This window comes from Klebsiella sp., assembly GCF_027492335.1.
Taxonomy (GTDB): domain Bacteria; phylum Pseudomonadota; class Gammaproteobacteria; order Enterobacterales; family Enterobacteriaceae; genus Klebsiella; species Klebsiella huaxiensis.
The window spans coordinates 1-19,646 of the sequence record NZ_JAPUEW010000030.1; the positions used below are offsets into that span (position 1 = coordinate 1).

Here is a 19,646-nt window from a genome sequence, read left to right on the forward strand (position 1 = left end):
ACAGCCGTCAGCGGTTTGGTAGCCCGGACAGATGCGTAGCATCGCCTCCGGGAAATGTGGTGGATAAGATGCCTCGGCGTAGCGTCTTCCCGGCGGCGCTGCGCTGACCGGCTACAGGTTCACAGTGATCTGCAGGTTTAGTAGCCCGGCTGAGGCGTTTACGCCGCAAGCCGGGAAGTTCCTGAAAGCGACTTAATGCACCACTTCATCGCCGTTATCAATCGGCGACCAGTCGACTTTTCCTTCTTCCCTAACCTGTCGCCAGGCCATAAAGGTCAGGAACAATGTTGCGACGCCATAGCCAAACGTCACCGTGGGCGAAGCGTTGAGCGCCATCTGATGGCCGTGAATAAAGCCGAAGAACGACAATACCGTGGCCGCTGCGGCATAAAGCGCCGCCCAGTTAAAGCGCCGGTCGATAATGAACGCGGCAATCGCACCCATCATTAACCCCGCCAACACCGCACCGCCCCCGGTGGTTGCCATACCGTGATACAGCACGCCGTTGTTGGCCATCGTATTGACGACGTCTGCCGGGAGATTGACGGTATTCGCGCCGGCGGCCGCCAGTGCGCCATCGACCTGGGTCTTTGCCCATTCGGCGATATTCGGGACCAGCGCCAACACGATCGCCGGAGCGTGGCGTTTCGGCGAAACCTGGAACGCCTGAGCGCCAATGACCAGACCGATAAACAGCAGAATAGGTACGATCGCGACCAGTGGGATGATGGAGAGTAGCAGCGCGGTGAGGCCCAGGAAGCAGACGATTGCCATACAAACACCGGTTGCCAGCGAATAACCAATACGCCCGCCCATCGCTTTCCAGCCCGGATGACCGATATAAACCGCAGGTGGAAACGGCGAACCCAGCAGCGCGCCGACAATCGCGCCCAGCCCGTCAGCCGCCAGTACCGCGCGCAGGTTGTAGCTATCGCCGCCTACCGCTGCGGATTCGACGTTATTGAGGATTTCGGTGAAGTTGAAAATCCCTAACGGTATCGCCGTTACCAGCAGCGGCCAGACCAGGCTCATCGGGACGTTAAAGACATCGGTAGAAAGTGTGGGTAAATAGAGTGAGAAACGGCCCGCCGCCTCTTTGACTTCCGCCGGATTCATAATGTCGCTAAAGCCAAGCCAGGTCGCGCCCCAGCCCAGCAGGCAGCCCACCAGAACCACCGCCAGCCCGCCCGGCAGACCGAACGGCAGCCGCACGTTGCCGACCCAGTTGAGCAGGATAATCGCGAAGCAAACAATGCCAATCCAGGCGGTATCAAACATCTGATACGCCGGGCGCATGGCGATAAACGCAATCGCAATCCCCGCCAGCGTCCCCAGCATTGCGGCGCGCGGCGTATATTTACGAATTGCCGGGCCAACCAGCACGCCTGCCAGCACAATAAGGCCGACAATCATCGCCCAGATAAGCCCGAGCTTCCACGCCAGCATCCAGTCTTTATGGATAAGCAGCGTTGGCAGCATGACAACGAACACCACAATGAACATGTGCGGCACGCTTGGCCCGTATGGCAGGGCGGTCACCGTGTCGCGACCCTCGCGTTTTGCCATCCGCCAGGCAAGCCAGGCGTAAAACAGATTACCCAGCGGCAGCGCGATACCTAACGCTGGTAGGATGCGGCCATAGACGGTGGTCGCCGGGATTTGCGCGACGTACAGCGCGAGGCCTGACAGGACCAGCACGTTCAGTAATACGTTGGTAAAGAGTCCGAAAAAAGCGTTGAGATCGCCCGTCACCCATAGCCGTGGACGAAATGTGAGTTTTCCTTGCTCCATAATCCTTCTCCTGAAGTTATTCAGTCATGTGGTGGCCGGTGTATGCCCGCCAACCGCCGAGGTCGGTGATCTCCGGCTGGCCTTCAACCAGCCAGGATTCCGCCAGAACGCCCAACACTTCACTACCGTCGTTCAGTAACACTTTGCCGATACAGAGTCCGGCAGGTTCTTTTTGCAGAATATTCCCCAGTCCGGCAGGAGGAACCGCCCAGATTTCCAGCGCGATGTTTGCGCCGTTATCCGGTGAACGAATCATTCCGGGATGATCGTCGTTGATGCTCCAACAGCGGTAGCAGGGGGCCGTTTTATCCTCACGAACGAATTCGGCATTAACTGCAAGCATGTTGGGGTTTAGCTTCAGGCCACGCATTAGCGTGCCGTTAACTGCAAGCAGGATTTTGCTCTCTGACATCGTTTTTATCCTTATTTATACCCGAATATAGGGCCGCCATTTGCCGTGCGCATGGCGGCGTAAAATTAACTGGTAAACCGGGTGCCGCCGTTGCCGTTAGCGGCTCGGACAATGGCCTCCGGGCTGGTGATAAGCCCGACGCCTTGCGGATTGCCTTTGATGTAAGTCAGCATGGCTTCAACTTTTGGTGCCATGCTGCCCGCGCCGAACTGGCCGGTTTGTAGCAGGGTTTCGGCTTCTGCTAACGTCAGGGTGTCGAGCCAGCGCTGTTCTGGCGTGCCGAAGCCGATGGCGACCTGCTCAACGCCGGTCGGAATCAGCAGCATGTCCGCCTGCAATTCGCAGGCCAGCAGCGCCGATGCGCGGTCTTTATCAATGACCGCCTGGGCGGCAATAAGCTTGCCAGACGTATCGCGCCAGACCGGAATACCGCCGCCGCCGCAGGCAATGACTAAGACATTTTGTTCAAGCAGGGTGCGAATAACCGGCGTTTCAATAACTTCTTTCGGTGCCGGTGATGCCACAACGCGTCGCCATCCGCGGCCCGAATCTTCTGCGATATCCCAGCCCTGAGCTGCCGCCAGCGTCTCCGCCGTTCCCTGAGTCATATAGTCGCCGATAGGCTTATCGGGATGGCTGAAGGCGGCATCGTTTGGGTCTATCAACGTTTGCGTCACCAGCGCGACAACGGGCGTGTTGCCGATGCCGCGAGCGGTCAACGCGTTGTTTAGCGCGTTTTGAAACATAAAGCCAATTGCGCCCTGGGTATCGCCGACCGCGTACTCCAGCGGCACGCCGGGGACGGCGTCTTTGGCGATTTCGCTACGGCGCAGGATAAAACCCACCTGCGGGCCATTGCCGTGGGTCAGCACTACGCGCCAGCCTGCGGCAATCAGATCAACCACGTTTTCAGCGGTGGCTTTCACCGCTTCATACTGCTGTTCCAGCGCATTTTCTCCGGGGTTGCGGATCAATGCATTACCGCCGACGGCGACGACGGCAATTTTCGTTTTATTCATGGTCAGCTCCTTCTGCCAGCGCGCGAAGCGCGGCGGTAAAGCAGGCCAGCGGCGCAGTGGTGATCCCGGCACCGATCTGCCCTACGCCCGCGCGTTTATGCGCAATCCCGGTGTTGATGACCGGGAGAATATTGCGATCAACCACGTAGCGGGCATCGATACCGCAGCCGCTACCGGCAAAGTTCAGCGCGGGCAGCGTGAACGCCGGATGGGTGGCGAGGGTGATTTCCTGCATCGTCAGGCTATGACGGACGGCATCGGCTGGCGTGCCGCCGACGAATTTAACGATGGCCGGGGAGGCTGCCATCGCAAATCCGCCGATCCCGGCTGTTTCGGTAATTGCCGAGTCGCCTAAATCGGCTGCCGCATCGTCGATACCATAGCCCGGGAAGAACAGGCCATCGACGGGGTTGGCCGGAGCCTGGAACCAGCGGTCACCGGTACCGGAGAGGCGAATGCCGAAGTTAACGCCGTTGCGCGCCATTACCGTAACCAGCGAGCTGTGCGGGACATCACAGGCGGCATCCAGCATTGATTTACAGGCAGCCATCGAAAGATTAAGGAAGAAATGGTCGTTGGCGGCGATAAACTCCAGCGCTTCCGGACCGTGTTGAATACGCGCCAGATGCGGTGCCAGGCGTTTAAAGAACAGCCCGCTCGCTGCCGCATTGCGGTTATGACACTCATCGCCCATATGCAGCGCCTGGGCAATCAACGGCTTGAGTTCGATTTCGCCGCTCAGCGCCAGCGCCTGCTTCAGCGCGGGGGCCAGCACATCACCCATCCAGGCCAGGCGGTTAAGAACATCCTCGTTATTGGCCCCGAAACGCAGAACTTTGCCGAGCCCCTCGTTGAAGTTACAAAACGCGCGATTGCCGTGAGTGCGGTTTTCTACAATCCACACCGGCATAGAAGGACTGATAATCCCTGCCATCGGCCCGGTGGCGTGGTGGTGATGACACGGTTCGAGATCGACCAGCCCCGTCGCCGCCATTTGCATCGCTTCTTCCGTGCTGCTGGCCCAGCCTTCAAAAACAATCGCGCCAGCAATCGCGCCCTGCATCGGGCCGCACATATCGCTCCAGGCGATCGGTGGTCCGGCATGAAGAATTTTGCGTATACCGTTCAGGCCGGAGATCGCCTCGCGGGCCCTGGCGACATCGACCAGTACCGGCTGGGCATCCAGATAGCGCTGTAGCGCCTGTTCGTTAGCGGCTTTTATACGCTCGTCGGCCAGCAGGGTCGCCAGCGTCCAGCCCGTCTGTTCATCACCCTGCGCTACGGGTTGCCATTGCAGATGAAGCACTTCGCCACCGGCTTCGCGCAGATTATCAGCAAAACTTTCCAGTCCGAGATTGATAACCGAAAGCGGTTGTTGAAATAAAGTCGTCATAGTCTATTTCCGTTGTTGCGCGATAAATGCGGCCAGGCGAGCGGCCTCGATATTGCTGTCAGCCACCAGGACGCCAGCGCTTTGCAGCAGCGTTATCTGCTGCGCTCTGTCCTGTGGATCGGTATCCGTACCGCAGACGTGAGCAAGCAAGACAATATGGCGCTGTTCAGCGGCTTCAATGCGCTGAATTTCTTCAATAATGGGCAGCAGGGCGCTGCACGGCGCGATGCTGGCGCCATAGCCCAGCACGATGTCGAACAGCAGGACGGCGGTGCGCGGGTCCAGCGCTTCTGAGAGCAGACGCGCGTTACGTAGCTCCGGGTCAATCATTGGATGCGGGCGTCCTTGGGTGAATTCATCATCGCCCATATCCACCAGACTGTGGCCGTGGCCATGATGTTTATCCTGCAGCGCCCGTGCACCCGTTACCGGGGCATTGGATTCACAGGATAGTCCCGCCGCCTGGAGCGCGAGCTGGGCTTCGTAGCAGAACGTCCCGCCCGCGAAAACGCCGCGAATATCGGTCTGCTCCGCGGTCATCTCGCGAATCGATTGCACCGCTTGCTGCCGTAAAGCTTCAGGTAAGGAATGGCTGGCGGCGGCCGTTTCTCCCCGCAGCGTGGCGACCGCGATATCCGCGGCATGCTGCAGGCTGTGGGCTGGGATGATGCCATACGTCAGCAGCGTCGCGTCGCTTGTCCCGAGGAAATGGGCTACAACCGGTTTGCCACACTGACGGGCGGATTCCAGCACTTTTTCCATGATGGCGGGTGACGGGGGTTTGGAGATCAGTGCAATAAGCTGCGTTTCGGGATCGTCCGCCAGCATGGCGATCCCTTGCAGCATGCTCAGACCGCCGATCTCTTCATGTAGATCGCGGCCGCCGGTACCGATGGCTTGCGAAACACCTTCGCCGAGGTGGTGAATGCGGCAGCTTACTTCCTGCAAACCGGTGCCGGAAGCGGCGACCAGGCCAATCGCACCACGGCGAACCACGTTGGCAAAACCCAACGGCATGCCGTTGATGATGGCGGTACCGCAGTCCGGCCCCATCACCAGCAGGTCACGCTCGCGGGCGTACTGTTTAATTGCCGCTTCCTGACATTCCGGGACGTTGTCGCTAAAGAGCATCACGTGCAGCCCGGCGCTCAGGGCTTTAAGCGCCTCGGCGGCGGCGTAGCTGCCGGGAACCGAAATCAGCGCCAGATTAGCCTGCGCGGACGCTCCCACACCAGCGGCGATGCTGGTGGCCGGGCGTCGGGTTGTACCTTCGGTGTTTTCCGTTGTGGCTGGAGGGCTCAGTAATTCACCCGCCAGCGTCAGCGCCTGTTTTGCCGTTTCGTCATCGGCCAGCAGGGCAATAAGCAGATCGTTAGGTCGGGCTTCAAGCGTAATGGGCATTCCCGCATCGCGCATGCGTTCGATATTGGCCGCCGTCGCCATGGCGACAGAAGCTTGCTCAACGCCCTCTAAGGCATTGAGTTTTGCGGAAACCTGCATCAGTGAAACGGAGTCTTTATACAGGTTAGGGAAGCATTGGTAATGCAGAGTCATTTCCTGTCCTCGGGCAATAAGAGGCCACCGCCACAGATGTGGCGGAATGGGGTTATTACCAGTTGTCGAAAAATTAGTTTTGCAGCGCGCCGATAATGCTGGCTGAATCGCTGACCCAGCCGACGATGGCCCCCTGGGCTTTCATCATGTCGAGCGCGGCGCGGTGGAATTCTGGAAAGTAGGAGGCGCAGCAGTCTTCCGGGATGACCAGCTCGTAACCTCTATCGTTGGCTTCTCTGGCCGTGGTTTGCACGCACACTTCCGTGGTCACGCCGCAGATGATCAGCGATTTAATGCCGCGAGTTTGCAGAATCAGCCCTAGGTCGGTGGCGTAAAAAGCGCCCTTGCCGGGTTTATCGATAATCGGTTCACCGGTGAGTGGCGCGAGTTCAGGGATGATGTCGTGCCCTTGTTCGCCGCGAATTAAGATGCGTCCCATCGGACCGGATTCGCCGATAAATGTTTTCCCGCCGCGTGTTTTTTTCGCCGGGGGACAGTCCGCCATATCCACGCGATGACCTTCGCGGGTGTGAATAATAAATAACCCTGAGGCTCGGGCTTGTTCCAGCAGTTGACGGCATGGCGCGATAGTCCGGCGCAGATGCGAGACGTCATTACCCAGCACCTCGCCAAAACCAGCGGGTTCGACAAAGTCGCGCTGCATATCGATGATGACCAGCGCAGTGCTGGCAGGATCAAACGTGAAATCAAAAGGTTGAGCTTGAATAGTACGCATAAACGATCCCTTGTTAGCTATGACTACACTCGCAGTGTATGGACAGAACGCGATGGCTGCGCAGAAAGGTTTTCTGCTTATCCCTCAAAAAATATGAGGGATAAATCCATATCGGCAAGGCAAAATGGCTGGGGTCCTGATGCCGTGGGGATTACGGCGAACAGGGGATATCAGCCGGTCGGTCAAGGGGGCGAAAATGGATGTGCAAAAGTGTGACCCTCCTCGGGAAATAAGGTTAACGTATGGCTTTGAACGCACTAAAACATTGCGCCAGGCTGACTTCTGGACAAGCGGGGCGCGTGCACTCGGTCTTCACCCACGCCTGTAATCTGCTCATGCCGAACGGTGAGCTCTGGGTTGTGCAAACCCGGGAAATGCCGCTGGCCCCCAACGGTATCATTGTCGACGTCGACGATTTGCGACATCGTTTTACCGCCGGGATGAGCGTGGCCTGTTTACCCTGCGGGGGCGATGTGTCGATGCTCGGTTCGACTCCTGTCTCCACGCAGCTTATTTCTGCCGGGAACGCTGCGAATTTACGGCGTTTCGCCAGCGCATTATCTATTTTCCTCGCAGGGCAACCCTGCAATGGTATTCGGCTGGCCTTGCAGCAAGAGCCCGCGCCGGCTGATGTCTATCAACGCTTTACCCGCTGGCTGATGAATGGTGAAGGCGATGTGGTTCCCCTGCTGCGTTTTCTGATTGGGCGCGGGGAGGGGCTAACGCCCTCAGGCGATGATTTCCTGGTGGGCGTATTGCTGGTCATGGAGAACTGGCTGCATCCCCAGCTGTCCTCGCTGCGCCAGGCCATTCCCCCATTGTTGTCAGCTACCACGGATATCAGCCGGGAAATGCTGGGACATGCGTGTCAGGGGCGCTATAGCCAGCATTTGTTAGCGCTGATGGCGACCCCTGCGGTTAATTTTCCTGCGGTTGCTGGATATGGTCATACGTCTGGTCTGGATATGCTGGCCGGGATGGCGGCGGCGGTCAGCGTTTTATCAACCCGGTCAACTGAGATCGGTTAAAAATCCTTCGATGACATCCGCCCGCTGCAACTGCGTCAGCCACCAGTGGCAGCAAGGGCGAGGCGGCTCGTTTTGCCAGGCCAGAAAAAGTGGCGTCGGCGGTTTACTGACGTCCACCGGCACGCTAACGAGTCTGCCGTCGTCAATGTAGCGCTGGCAAAAATGGCGGGGAAGGAAGCCAATGCCCAGACCGTGGAGATGCATCGTAATTTTGCTGTGGTAATCGGGAGCGAGCAGCGCTTTTTGGCCGCGCAGTTGCCAGGCAACCTGTGGCTCGAGCTGCACGGAAGTATCCTGGATACAGATTGCCGGGTAGCGGCGCAGATCTTCTGCCTGTAGCGGGCGGTGAACCGCCGCCAGTGGATGGTCGGGCGCAATAGCGAACAACCACTCAACAGCGGGCATTTCTGCACAAAGGACTTCACCGTGGCGTACCACCTGGTTAGGCGCGCCGATAGCGATATCCGCACGCTTTTCCAGCAGCGCGTCCCAGACGCCATCATGCACATCAATACTCAACTGAATTTCCGTTTGCGGGAAGTGGTGCTCACTTTGCTTCAACAGCGCGTAAAGAGGTTGCAGGCTAATAATGTTATTGAGCGAGAGGCGTAAGCTCGTTTCGGTGCCACTGGCAATACGACGAGTGGTGTGCTGCAATTCTCCCAGTTCGCTCAGGATCAACTGCCCTTTTTTGATAAAATAACGGCCCGCTTCCGTCAGGATCAGCTGTTTGCCCTGGCGCTCAAACAGTTTGGCGCCCAGCTCGTTTTCCAGTTTATGCACCGTATAGCTGAGAGCCGTGGGCACCTTATGCAGCTCTTCGGCGGCAGCGCTAAAGTTGCCACAGCGCGCGATGGTGACGATGACGTTCAATGCCTGGACGCTTATCAACATACCCTCTTCCTACCGATATACCCGTCATCCTTCAAGCTGCCTCTTTGTTGGCTGCACTCAGAAACCCCAGTCACATAGTTATCTATGCTCCTGGGGATTTCTTCCCTTGCCGCCTCGATGCATCTCGAATGATTTTGTGTATAGACTGAAAAACCCCTTCACGATCGGGAACATAAAACGAACATTTATCGAATATAGAGGATCTTAAATCACTATGTCTATCAACTAAGCTAACTCTATGAATATATTTTATTTTACGCTTTTCAAGCCTTCAGGTGGTCTAAAAGGGGGGCAGCAATGATTTCTGATGCTGTTCTTTGTTGTTCGGTCAACTCATTATATTCCTGGTTTTCAGATAACATCCTGAGCTATTTATTTTAAGTCTGAGCTTTATTTATTATTTTCATTAATTCAGTTAAGTGATTTCTAAATGGATTAAAAAATATTAAAATGTATTCTCGTTAGTATTCTACAGGCGTGTATTACGCCAGGTTTTAAAATTTAAACAGTATAAAAAACTACTCTATGTGAATGACCCGGCGGGTTACGTGGGTTTTGACGGCGCTGCCGCCCAAAAAATGGGGCTATCATTTTGAAAAGAAACTGATAGTGTAGCCGCACTACCACTATGGAATTATACCAACCTGGCTTATTCAAAATTATTAAAGCTGTACTAAAGTAACCGTGTTGTGACAGACATAGCGCTGGTTAAATGTTCAAAAAACAACAAATTAAACTATGCTTTAGCAGCGTAGAATGACAATTAAAACAGATTAAATATGATGTATTTAAAATCATGAGGTTATCTATGAACCATTATGATGATTTGCAGCGCTTCAAGGAAAAGACGCGGACACACAGTCTAAAATTCAAGGACCTCTCATCAGAAGCTGCCGCCAGTGAAAAAGGGGATTGGGTTATTCTCAATCAACTTATTCCCGTAGCGGAAGAATCCTCTATCGCTATGGGCGGATCGGTTTCATTACCCGTGCCACAGCTGGTACCTGTTGATATGTTCCGCAGGGTCGAGGCCGTACCTCCGACACCGCCGGTTGCTCCGGAGGTGATACTTGAACCCGTAGCAGTACAACCCATTACCGCGACTGAAAAAACCGTACCGGTCGCCGTGGAGTTCATTGTGCCGGAAAACGTCGTGCCGCCGATCCCTGTTCCTCAGGTTGAGATTCCCCAACCGGTACCTGCCAGCGTCCCCGCACCTGCAATCAAACCTCGTCAGGCCATCGTGCCGACGGCGGAAAGCTACGCCCATCTCTTCGCGACAAAAACCGTGGAGCCGGCGCCGGTAGCGAAAGATAAAAACCAGCCCCTGAAATCACTCTTAGAAAGGATTGCGACATGCCGCTGATCTGCGTGTGTTCCCCGAAAGGCGGCGTAGGAAAAACGACCCTCGCGGCAAACCTGGCCTGGGCGCTGGCCCGCGCGGGCAGTAAAGTTCTGGCCCTCGATTTTGATGTGCAGAACGCCCTGCGCCTGCATTTTGGCGTGCCTCTTAGCGATGAGCGCGGCTTTGTCGCGAAAGCGCTGGAGCTGCATGACTGGAGCCAGTGCGTGCTCAGCGCTGGTAGCAATATCTTCGTCCTGCCCTATGGCGACGTGAGTGAAGCGCAGCGCCAGGCTTTTGATGAGCGCCTGGCCCATGACGAGCATTTTTTGACCCGCGGCCTGGCGGCATTACTCAATTATCCGGGGTTGATTACTATTGCCGACCTGCCGCCGGGGCCTTCACCCGCGCTGACGGCACTGACGGCGCTTGCTGACCTGCATCTGGTGCCGTTGCTGGCGGATACTGCCTCGATGTCGACCCTGTCGCAGGTCGAAAAGCAGCGTTTAACCGGGGGGGCGCTTAACCATAAACACGGACACTATTTTGTGATTAACCAGAGCGATAATCGCCGTCAGGTGAGTCGCGATGTCACCGCGTTGATGGAAGAAAAACTGGGTGACCGCCTGCTGGGCGTCATTCATCGTGATGAAAGCGTGGTAGAGGCGAATGCTTCTCAGAAGTCGATTCTTGACTTTAGTTCATCCTCCGCAGCCGCCTTTGATATTGAAATCATAGCCAAAAAAATCTCTGCGCAGTTGGGTATCAATATTGGCGACGGCACGGTACACAGCCAGCCTCGCATGTCAGGGCATTAATTTAATTGCAGGGCCGCTGAATGAAAAAATCTCTTTTCTGGTTGCTGGTACTGGTGCTCTCGCCTATTGCCGTGCTGGTGGTGATCACGCCGATGGACAGCCAAAAGCAGTATATTTTTGGCTTGCTGAGCATCGGCATTCTCTTCGTCATGGGTTTTAGTAAAAACCGCAGCATTTCGGTCATTATGGTCGTGACATCGCTGCTGATGTCGACCCGTTATATGTATTTCCGCCTGACGCAGACCCTGCATTTTAACTCCACAATCGAGGCGATTCTGGGGATGGGGCTGTTCCTGGCGGAAGTCTATATCTGGGTGATGCTGCTGCTGAACTACCTGCAAACGGTGTGGCCGCTGAAGCGCGAAATCGTTCCGCTGCCGGATGACATGAGCACCTGGCCGACGGTAGATATCTATATTCCGAGCTATAACGAACCGCTTGATGTGGTTCGTGATACCGTGCTGGCCGCGCAGTGCATTGATTATCCAAAAGATAAATTAAAAATCTATTTGCTGGATGATGGTAAGCGCAATGAGTTTGCGGTATTCGCCGCCGACGTCGGGGTGGGGTATATCACCCGTAACGATAACAAACACGCCAAGGCGGGTAATCTCAACCACGCGATGACCCTGACCAACGGTGAGCTAATCTGCGTCTTTGACTGTGACCACGTGGCGACCCGCGTCTTCTTACAGGCGACGGTCGGCGGGTTCCTCAATGATCCGATGCTGGCGCTGGTGCAGACCCCGCACTACTTCTATTCGCCAGACCCGTTCGAGCGCAACCTCTCCGTGGGCCGCAACATCCCCAACGAAGGGATGCTGTTCTATGGCCCAATTCAGCAGGGTAACGATAACTGGAACGCGACCTTCTTCTGCGGCTCCTGCGCCGTGATTCGTCGTGCCGCGCTGGAGCAGATTGGCGGCTTTGCGGTAGAAACCGTCACCGAAGACGCCCATACCGCACTGAAGTTCCAGCGTCTGGGCTGGAAATCGGCGTTCCTTGATATTCCACTGGCGGCCGGTTTAGCCACTGAACGTCTGGTGGTGCACGTGATTCAGCGTACCCGCTGGGCGCGCGGGATGACGCAAATTTTCCGTCTCGATAACCCGTTACTGGGGCGCGGGCTGACGTTCCAGCAGCGTCTGTGCTACCTCAGCGCCATGCTTTACTATCAGTTTGCCCTGCCGCGCGTGGTGTTTGTCACCGCGCCGCTGGCTTACCTGCTGTTTAACCTGAATATTATCTACTCCTCGGCGAGCCTGATTGTCTCCTACGCGTTGCCGCATCTGTTCCTGGCGATTTACGTGGGATCGCGGATGAACGGCCGCTATCGCTACAGCTTCTGGGGCGAAATTTACGATATCGTGTTGGCATTCCACCTGGTGCTGCCGACGCTGGTGACGATGATTTTCCCCAAACGCGGGAAGTTTAACGTTACCGATAAAGGCGGCCTGCTGGACGTTGGCTACTTCGACTTTACCGTCGTCAGGCCGCATCTGGTCGTTGCCTGCCTGCTGGGCCTGGGCGTGGTGGTCGGCATCGTCCGCGCTGTCGGCCACGATTATTTTGGTTCAGATCCTAACGTTATTGCGCTCAACGTTGGTTGGGGAATTTACAGCCTGATCTTTCTGCTGGCCGCTATTGCCGTGGCGCGCGAAACCCGCCAGGTGCGCAAAACGATTCGTATCGATGTCGATATTCCGGTGCTTATTCATTATGCCAGCGGCATTGTCTCGCGTAGCCACACCGCCGACCTGTCGATGGGCGGCTGCCGCATTAGCGCGCCGGATAAGCGTCACCAGCAGGATGAGATTGAAGAGATTGAGCTGATTCTCCAGTCAGGCGCTATCTCGATTCCCGTCCGCCAGGTGACCGCTGACGATCGCTTTATTCGTCTGCAATTCGATGAAAATATTCCGCTTTCGCGCCGTCGCGAACTGGTGCGCGTGGTGCTGGCCCGCGCCGATGCGTGGATTAATCCGCCGCGCCCGCAGGACAACCCGTTCCGCTCTTTCGTCACCATTTTGCGTTGTGTGTTTGAACTGTTCTGGCTGACGTGGAAAACACGCCGCAGCCAGCGTCGCCAGCCGCCTGCTGCGAAGCCCGCGCAGGAGGATGGTCACCTATGAAACGTTTAACGACGCTTGCGCTGCTGGTCGGAATGTTCTCCGCACCTGCGTTACACAGTGAAGAAACACCTGCGAACTCGTTGCCGCAGCTCAATTTCCCGCTGTTTAACGCGGGGGTCGACAGCGCGCCGGTTGCTGAACCCGCGCCTGCGGATGAATCGAATTCGGCGGCCACAACGGAAAGCACCGCAGAGCCGGCTTCACTGCCCGCGATGCCGCCTCCGGTAACCCCCAGCGTACCTGATACGGTGCCATTAACCCCGATTGTGGGCGGGAACCTGAACCTGGTGCAGATGGGAATGCCGGACGGCATCATCCTCAGCGGCGGACAAAGCCAGGGCGGCGCTGATTTTACGCTGCCTTCCGATCAGGTGGTGACGCATGCCCAACTGATGCTCGAGATTAAAGTCTCGCCGGAGATGGCCACCCGTAACGCCACGCTGCAATTAATGCTCAACGGTCAGCCGCTCGGCACCTTGCCGCTGGGCGCTGACGGGGAAGATATCTCACACTACCAGCTGGATATTCCGGCTGCGCTGATGGTATCGAGCAATAACCTGAGCTTTAAGATTAACGACGGCGACGCCATGCAGTGTCGGCTTGATATTCACGACACGTCGCGAGTGACAATTTTGCCCACCTCGCACTTTAGCTGGGAGAGTCAGCAGCTCAATATCAGCAATGATTTAAACCACTTCCCGCGCCCGTTCTTTGACAGCATGCAGATGACCCCGGCGGATATTGCTATCGCTTACCCGGAAAAACCGACGGCGGACGTCTTCAGCGCAGCGGCGCTGGTGTCGTCATGGCTGGGTATTCAGGCTGATTATCGCGGTATTGCATTCGACGCACTGCGCGATCGTCTGCCGGAGAAGCACGGCATTATTATTGGTCATCCCGGCGAGCAGGTTGGCGGACTGACGCTGCCGCAAACCGATAAACCGTTGTTGCAGATCGTTGAGAACCCCGGCAACCCGGCCTATAAGTTGCTGCTGATTGTTGGCCAAAATGACGCCGCGCTGCGGATGGCGGCCTGGAGGCTGACTCGCGGCGATTTTGCCCCGCAGACCCCCAGCTTGAATGTGGAGCTGCAGGCCATTCCAGTCGGCAAACCGTATGATGCGCCGCGCTGGATCCCAACCGATCGTCCGGTAAAAATCAGTGAATTGATCCGCCAGGATCAAAGCATGACCGTCAGCGGCGTGTGGCACGAGCCGCTGCGCGTGGCCTTCCGCGCCGCGCCGGACCTCTATCTGTGGGATGGCGAAACCATTCCTTTGCAGATTGGCTATCGTTTCCCGTCGGAAAACTGGATCAATGAGGATAAATCGCTGCTGAGCGTGACGCTCAACAACACCTTCCTTAACAACTTGCCGATGAACAAGCAGGGGCCGCTGGAGAAACTCTGGCGTCATCTGGGCGGCGATGCACGTCAGGAGCGTTTTACCATCCCGTTAGCACCGTATCTGATTTACGGTGATAACCAGCTTTCGCTCTATTTCAATCTGGTGCCGAAGGATAACGCGCCCTGTGCGGTGCTGATGAATAGCAATATTAAGAGCCGAATCACCGATGATTCGTGGATTGATTTGAGCAGTACACGACACTTCTCGCTGCTGCCCAATCTTTCCTATTTTGTCGGTGCCTCATTCCCGTTCTCACGGTTGGCAGACTACTCGCAAACCACTCTGCTGCTCCCGGAGAGGCCTTCGGAAACCCAGGTGGCGACAATGCTGAACCTGGCCGCGCGTTCGGGTAATTCGACCGGGAAAGCGCTGGTCAATAACCGCGTGGTGCTTGGCCTTCCTGAAGGCGGTGCGAATTCGCCGTTGCTGCGCGATCGCGACGTACTGGCGGTGAGCTCGCTGGACCAGAAAGCGTTTAACCAGCGTCTGCTGGCCGATTCCCCCTATAACCCGGTTGATAATCTGCTGAGCGTGCGCGAACCGGCATTGTGGCCAAAAATCCAGCGCAAGCTGAGCGGCGATTGGGCTTCAGACGGTGTGGATGCTGACCGCTATTTTTCTTCCAGTAGCGCCTGGCGCGGGTTCATCAGCTACCGCTCGCCGTGGAACCCGAAGCGGGTGGTGGTGGTGGCGATGGCCAGTAACGACGATCAGCTATCGAAGCTGGAAGACGACCTTAATTCGCCGCGTATTAACGCCGGTATTCGCGGCGATACGGCGGTGATCACCAGCGATAACGGTGTGCGCAGCTTCCAGGTCAGCACGCCGTTCCCCAGCGGTCAGATGCCGTGGTACATGATGGCGGTGTGGTATGCCAACCAACACTCCGGACTGCTGGCGGTGCTGGGGCTGATTGTTACGTCGATTCTGGGACTGGCGCTGACCGCGATGTTTAAACGTCATGCCCGTAAGCGCCTGGGTTCGGGGGATAGCCAATGAAAAGAGTTAGCAGAATGAATAATAAGGCGGCCCGTCAATTTTCCACGCTGTGCCTGTCCGGCGCGCTGACGCTCGGCGCGTTTGGCGAAGCGCAGGCGGCGGGTAACGATGCAGCGCTACAGGCGCTGTTCGCACAGGCCAACTACTGGCACGAAAAATCCCACGACGAGCTGGCGATGGAATCGCTGCAAAAAGTCCTGTCGGTAGATGCTAATAACGCGCAAGCGCTGTACCTGATGGCGCTGTGGGCGCAGCAGGGGGGTAACCTTCAGGCGGCGGCCCAGTGGCGCGCGCGGCTGGAGAAAGCGGCACCCAATAGCCCTGGGATACAGGATTTGGATAGTGCTAAAAAAATGGCGCAGGTGCCGCAGGGGCAACTGAACCTGGCAAGGCAGCAGGCGCGGAGCGGTAATGTTCCCGCCGCGCTGGCGACCTGGCGAAGCATGTTTAATGGCAACGTCCCGCCTTCCGGTTTGGCAGCGGAATACTATATGACGATGGCCAGCGATAAGTCGCTCTATCCACAGGCGCTGAGCGAGCTGCGTCAGTACGTTGCACAGCATCCGCAGGAAAACGGACCGCGCGTGGCGTTAGGTAAGGCGCTGACCTGGCGTGAAGATACCCGCCGGGAAGGGATCGCCATGCTGGAGCCGATGGCCAGCGGCAGCAAAGAAGCCGATTCAGGGCTGCGCCAGGCGCTGCTGTGGATGGGGCCGCAGGCGGGGGATGAACAGTTTTACGACACCTGGATGCAGCGCCACCCGCAGGATACTGAAGTACAAAACTATTTTCGCGAACGGCGCAGTGGTCAGGCGCGTGGGCAGGGTTACTCTGACCTCAACAGCGGCAATACCGCGGCGGCGAAGCAGCAGTTTGAACAGGTCCTGCAAACCAACCCGCAGGATGCGGACGCGCTTGCCGGGATGGGCTATATCGCCCAGCGCAGTGGTGATTTTCAGGCGGCCTCTCAGTATCTGAGTCGGGCCGCGGACCTTGGCGGTGATGCATCGCAGACCCGGCGCCAGCAGGCGGCAGATGCGCTATTTTATGGCCAGCTCGCCCAGGCACAGCAGGCCTATAAGCAGGGCAATATCAGCCAGGCGCTGGCGCTCTCCGCGCCGCTGGCGCAGCAGAGCGGGACGCAGGGCACGGCGGCCAAGCTGTTCCGCGCTGATGTCCTGCGCCACAACAAAGATTTACCGCAGGCCGAGCAAACGCTGCGCGCACTGGTCAACGACCAGCCGCAAAACGGCCCGGCGCGGGAGAATCTCTACTACGTTCTGCGCGAACAAAACAAGACCGCAGAAGCCCAGGCGATGCTGCGAACGCTGCCGGAAAGCCTGCAGCAGAAATTGCAGCCGCGAGTGGTCACCGGAATGCCGGGGGATTCGCTGCGTCGACAGGCGCAGGAACAGGCTAGCGGCGGCAACGTGGCGGGCGCAATCGCCACGCTGCGTCAGGGTGTTTCTCGCTATCCAGATGACGCGTGGATGCGTCTCGATCTGGCCCGGTTGCTGCAAAAATCTGGCAACGACGGCGAGGCAAACTCGATTATGGCCGCCGCTTATCGCCCCGGTGCCAGCAGTAATTCGCTGTACGCTGCCGCGCTTTTTGCCAGCGAGAACGGCGGCTGGCAGCAGGCGCAAACTCTGCTGGCAAGAATTCCTCCCGCCAGCCAGACCAGCCAGATGCGCGACCTGCATCAGCGGGTGAACTACAACCTGCAGCTGGCAACGGCGCAAAGCTATCTGGCGCAGGGTAACACCGTTGCGGCCTCCAATACGCTCAGGGCGATGGCCGCAACGCCGCCAAAAGCCCCGGCGGATGTCGGCAAACTGGCGCGCCTGCTGGCTCAAAGCGGCGATGTCACCACTGCGGTATCGCTGGTGCGCAACAATATTAACGGCGGAATCTCAGGCAATGCCGGGGATTACGCCGACCAGGTGACGGTGCTTAATCAGGCTGGCCTGACGAACGAAGCGCAGAGGCTGCTAACTAACCCGCAGCTGCAGGCGAGCAGTACGCCGACGCAGCTGGCCAGTATTCGCAACGGTTACGTGATTAACGAAGCGGACCACCTGCGCGAACAGGGCAATTACGCGGCGGCGTACGACAAGCTGATGGGTGCGATGCAAAGCGACCCGCAAAATACCGACCTGATGTTCGCCATGGCGCGTCTCTATCAGAGTGGCAAAATGAACAAAGAGGCCGGGGTGGTCTATGACTATCTGATGACCCGTGATACGCCAACCCAGGATGCGCGCAGCGGAGCGATTGATGTCGCGCTGTCGGCGGGCGATAACGATCGGGCGGAACAGCTGGCGGGCGGGCTGCGTCCGGATAACTCTCCGGACCGTTTGCTGCTGTTGGCGCGTGTTGCCGAGTCGCAAGGCCACCACCAACAGGCGATGACGTACCTGCGCAGCGCACGCGGCAGGCTGTTGGGATTACAAAGCAGTAATAGCGCGCAGACGCCAACCGTGGGCGGCGCGCTGGCGGCGGATAACCCGTTTATCGGTGTTTCTCGCACCCCCACGACAACGCGCAGCGCTTCCACCTACGGGCAATATATGCCATGGCAGGTTTCCCAGATCTCGACGGGGGAAGGCAGCACGCTGCCGGGGATCCAGCGTCCTGACCTGCCGGTTGAAACCGCGCAGACCCGCATGCTGCGCCAGGTGGATACCATGATGGAGACGCTGCAGGAAAAAACAGGCACCTGGCTGCAGGGCGGCATGGAAGTTCGCGGCCGCGATGGCGAATCCGGCACCAGCAAGCTGACTGAAATGAAAACGCCGCTGACCTGGTCTTCCTCACCGTTTGGTGATTCGCGTTTCGACTTTACCGTCACGCCGATTACGTTGAATGCCGGAACGGCAACCGGTGACGCCTGGCGGCGCTATGGCGCGAACCCGCTGTCGAATGCGGTCTCCAATATGATTTCTACCGCTACCAGCGAACAGGCGGCGATTGCGGCGATGACCGATACCGAGCGCACGACCTACTTTGCCAGCAATCCAGGGGCAGAGGCGTTGAGCGATCTCGGTACGTTGAATGCCTCGGATTACAATGCGACGACCAGTAGCGGCATGGAGAATCTGGCGAAGCTGGGGACCTATGACTCCGGGCAGGTTGCCAGCTATCTGGCCTCCTCAAACCTGAAGCCGAATGTCGATCAGGCTAGCGGCTCGACGGATTCGCAGAAGGCGAACGGCGTGGAACTGGCGCTGGCGCTGAGCGGTGACGAATACCGTGTCGATATCGGCAGTACCCCGCTGGGTCAGGATCTTAATACTGTCGTGGGCGGGGTGAAGTGGTCGCCGAAGTTGACCAATTATCTGTCGCTAATTTTCACCGGCGAGCGTCGTTCACTGACCGATAGCCTGCTCTCTTACGTCGGCCTGAAGGATTCCTACTCTGGCAAAACCTGGGGTCAGGTGACGAAAAACGGCGGCACCCTGCAGTTGAGCTATGACGATGGCGATGCGGGTTTTTACGTCGGCGGCGGGGGCTATAGCTACCTTGGTCAAAACGTCGCCAGCAACACCAGCATTAACGCCAACGCCGGGGTTTACCTGCGGCCTTATCACGATGAATATCGTCAGTTGCAAACCGGGTTGAGTATGAGCTACATGGATTACTCGAAAAACCTGAGCTACTTCACCTATGGGCAAGGGGGCTACTTCAGCCCGCAGAATTACGTTAGCGTGTCGCTGCCGGTCAGCCTGACGGAAAAATATGATAACTGGACGATGAAACTTGGCGGCTCGGTGGGCTACCAATCTTACAGCCAGGATAAGAGCGCTTATTTCCCGACTAACTCCGAATGGCAGCAAACGCTTGAGACCGCGGTGACCAATGGTTTTGCCAAAGAAGCCTACTATTCAGCGACGTCGAAGAGCGGGATCGGCTACACCCTACGCGCCGGAGCGGATTACAAAGTCAACAAACAGATGACGCTTGGCGGTCAGGTTGGCTATGACACCTTCGGCGATTATAACGAAAGCACCGCCGGCCTCTATATCCGCTACATGCTGGGAGATAACTGATCATGACGGACAATAATAATGCGCTGGTGACGACCTGGTTTCAGCAGCAGCAAACGCCTGCCGGATGGTTCGA

The 19,646-nt window shown here is 57.3% G+C and carries 12 protein-coding genes and 2 pseudogenes; 7 read left to right on the forward strand and 7 right to left on the reverse strand.

What is annotated here, in order from left to right:
• Nucleotides 1-192: 192 nt before the first annotated feature.
• The 6 genes from QVF11_RS09195 to QVF11_RS09220 form a co-directional block, all read right to left on the reverse strand.
• On the reverse strand, nucleotides 193-1,791 hold the full coding sequence (locus QVF11_RS09195) for a regulator (RefSeq protein ID WP_110276229.1): 1,599 nt from the start codon (nucleotides 1,789-1,791) through the stop codon (nucleotides 193-195).
• A gap of 16 nt (nucleotides 1,792-1,807) precedes the next feature.
• Complete coding sequence (locus QVF11_RS09200; protein ID WP_287856481.1) at nucleotides 1,808-2,203, reverse strand: allophanate hydrolase-related protein; 396 nt, start codon at nucleotides 2,201-2,203, stop codon at nucleotides 1,808-1,810.
• Nucleotides 2,204-2,268: 65 nt separating this feature from the next.
• Complete coding sequence (locus QVF11_RS09205; RefSeq protein WP_112215996.1) at nucleotides 2,269-3,222, reverse strand: carbamate kinase; 954 nt, start codon at nucleotides 3,220-3,222, stop codon at nucleotides 2,269-2,271.
• A complete protein-coding gene (locus QVF11_RS09210; RefSeq protein ID WP_287856483.1) occupies nucleotides 3,215-4,615 on the reverse strand; it encodes a YlbE family protein in 1,401 nt (466 codons plus the stop codon). Before QVF11_RS09210 ends, QVF11_RS09205 begins: the two co-directional genes overlap by 8 nt.
• Nucleotides 4,616-4,618: 3 nt before the next feature.
• The gene (gene fdrA / locus QVF11_RS09215; RefSeq protein ID WP_287856485.1) at nucleotides 4,619-6,169 is read right to left on the reverse strand and encodes an acyl-CoA synthetase FdrA; all 1,551 of its coding nucleotides are present in this window, start codon (nucleotides 6,167-6,169) and stop codon (nucleotides 4,619-4,621) included.
• 73 nt (nucleotides 6,170-6,242) lie between these two features.
• Nucleotides 6,243-6,905, reverse strand: coding sequence for a cysteine hydrolase family protein (locus tag QVF11_RS09220; RefSeq protein ID WP_112215999.1), 663 nt, complete (start codon nucleotides 6,903-6,905; stop codon nucleotides 6,243-6,245).
• A gap of 242 nt (nucleotides 6,906-7,147) precedes the next feature.
• Here QVF11_RS09220 and QVF11_RS09225 point away from each other — a divergent pair, with 242 nt between their 5' ends.
• A complete protein-coding gene (locus QVF11_RS09225) occupies nucleotides 7,148-7,933 on the forward strand; it encodes an oxamate carbamoyltransferase subunit AllH family protein (protein WP_287856487.1) in 786 nt (261 codons plus the stop codon).
• Here QVF11_RS09225 and QVF11_RS09230 read toward each other — a convergent pair.
• Nucleotides 7,916-8,827: a LysR substrate-binding domain-containing protein gene (locus QVF11_RS09230; RefSeq protein WP_142513397.1), complete on the reverse strand. Its 912-nt coding sequence runs from the start codon at nucleotides 8,825-8,827 to the stop codon at nucleotides 7,916-7,918. The genes QVF11_RS09225 and QVF11_RS09230 overlap by 18 nt on opposite strands.
• 808 nt (nucleotides 8,828-9,635) lie before the next feature.
• On the opposite strand from QVF11_RS09230, the gene bcsO reads away from it, so the two are divergent.
• The 6 genes and pseudogenes from bcsO to QVF11_RS09260 form a co-directional block, all read left to right on the forward strand.
• Complete coding sequence (gene bcsO, locus QVF11_RS09235) at nucleotides 9,636-10,193, forward strand: cellulose biosynthesis protein BcsO (protein WP_287856490.1); 558 nt, start codon at nucleotides 9,636-9,638, stop codon at nucleotides 10,191-10,193.
• Between the two features lies 1 nt (nucleotide 10,194).
• Nucleotides 10,195-10,987 (forward strand): annotated as a pseudogene (gene bcsQ / locus QVF11_RS09240) (cellulose biosynthesis protein BcsQ).
• A 20-nt stretch (nucleotides 10,988-11,007) separates the two neighbouring features.
• On the forward strand, nucleotides 11,008-13,119 hold the full coding sequence (gene bcsA / locus QVF11_RS09245) for a UDP-forming cellulose synthase catalytic subunit (RefSeq protein ID WP_112216004.1): 2,112 nt from the start codon (nucleotides 11,008-11,010) through the stop codon (nucleotides 13,117-13,119).
• Entirely contained in the window at nucleotides 13,116-15,524 is a 2,409-nt protein-coding gene (gene bcsB / locus QVF11_RS09250) for a cellulose biosynthesis cyclic di-GMP-binding regulatory protein BcsB (protein WP_287856492.1), read from the forward strand. Before bcsA ends, bcsB begins: the two co-directional genes overlap by 4 nt.
• Entirely contained in the window at nucleotides 15,521-19,573 is a 4,053-nt protein-coding gene (locus QVF11_RS09255) for a cellulose biosynthesis protein BcsC (protein ID WP_287856494.1), read from the forward strand. The genes bcsB and QVF11_RS09255 overlap by 4 nt, the downstream gene beginning before the upstream one ends.
• Nucleotides 19,573-19,646 (forward strand): annotated as a pseudogene (locus tag QVF11_RS09260) (cellulose biosynthesis protein BcsD); the annotation flags it as partial. The gene QVF11_RS09255 and the pseudogene QVF11_RS09260, both read left to right, overlap by 1 nt.

Bases quoted from the DNA above. Each gene is read 5' to 3' on its own strand.
- QVF11_RS09195 (WP_110276229.1), bottom strand. From the start codon at position 1,791: ATGGAGCAAGGAAAACTCACATTTCGTCCACGGCTATGGGTGACGGGC.
- QVF11_RS09200 (WP_287856481.1), bottom strand. From the start codon at position 2,203: ATGTCAGAGAGCAAAATCCTGCTTGCAGTTAACGGCACGCTAATGCGT.
- QVF11_RS09205 (WP_112215996.1), bottom strand. From the start codon at position 3,222: ATGAATAAAACGAAAATTGCCGTCGTCGCCGTCGGCGGTAATGCATTG.
- QVF11_RS09210 (WP_287856483.1), bottom strand. From the start codon at position 4,615: ATGACGACTTTATTTCAACAACCGCTTTCGGTTATCAATCTCGGACTG.
- fdrA (WP_287856485.1), bottom strand. From the start codon at position 6,169: ATGACTCTGCATTACCAATGCTTCCCTAACCTGTATAAAGACTCCGTT.
- QVF11_RS09220 (WP_112215999.1), bottom strand. From the start codon at position 6,905: ATGCGTACTATTCAAGCTCAACCTTTTGATTTCACGTTTGATCCTGCC.
- QVF11_RS09225 (WP_287856487.1), top strand. From the start codon at position 7,148: ATGGCTTTGAACGCACTAAAACATTGCGCCAGGCTGACTTCTGGACAA.
- QVF11_RS09230 (WP_142513397.1), bottom strand. From the start codon at position 8,827: ATGTTGATAAGCGTCCAGGCATTGAACGTCATCGTCACCATCGCGCGC.
- bcsO (WP_287856490.1), top strand. From the start codon at position 9,636: ATGAACCATTATGATGATTTGCAGCGCTTCAAGGAAAAGACGCGGACA.
- bcsA (WP_112216004.1), top strand. From the start codon at position 11,008: ATGAAAAAATCTCTTTTCTGGTTGCTGGTACTGGTGCTCTCGCCTATT.
- bcsB (WP_287856492.1), top strand. From the start codon at position 13,116: ATGAAACGTTTAACGACGCTTGCGCTGCTGGTCGGAATGTTCTCCGCA.
- QVF11_RS09255 (WP_287856494.1), top strand. From the start codon at position 15,521: ATGAAAAGAGTTAGCAGAATGAATAATAAGGCGGCCCGTCAATTTTCC.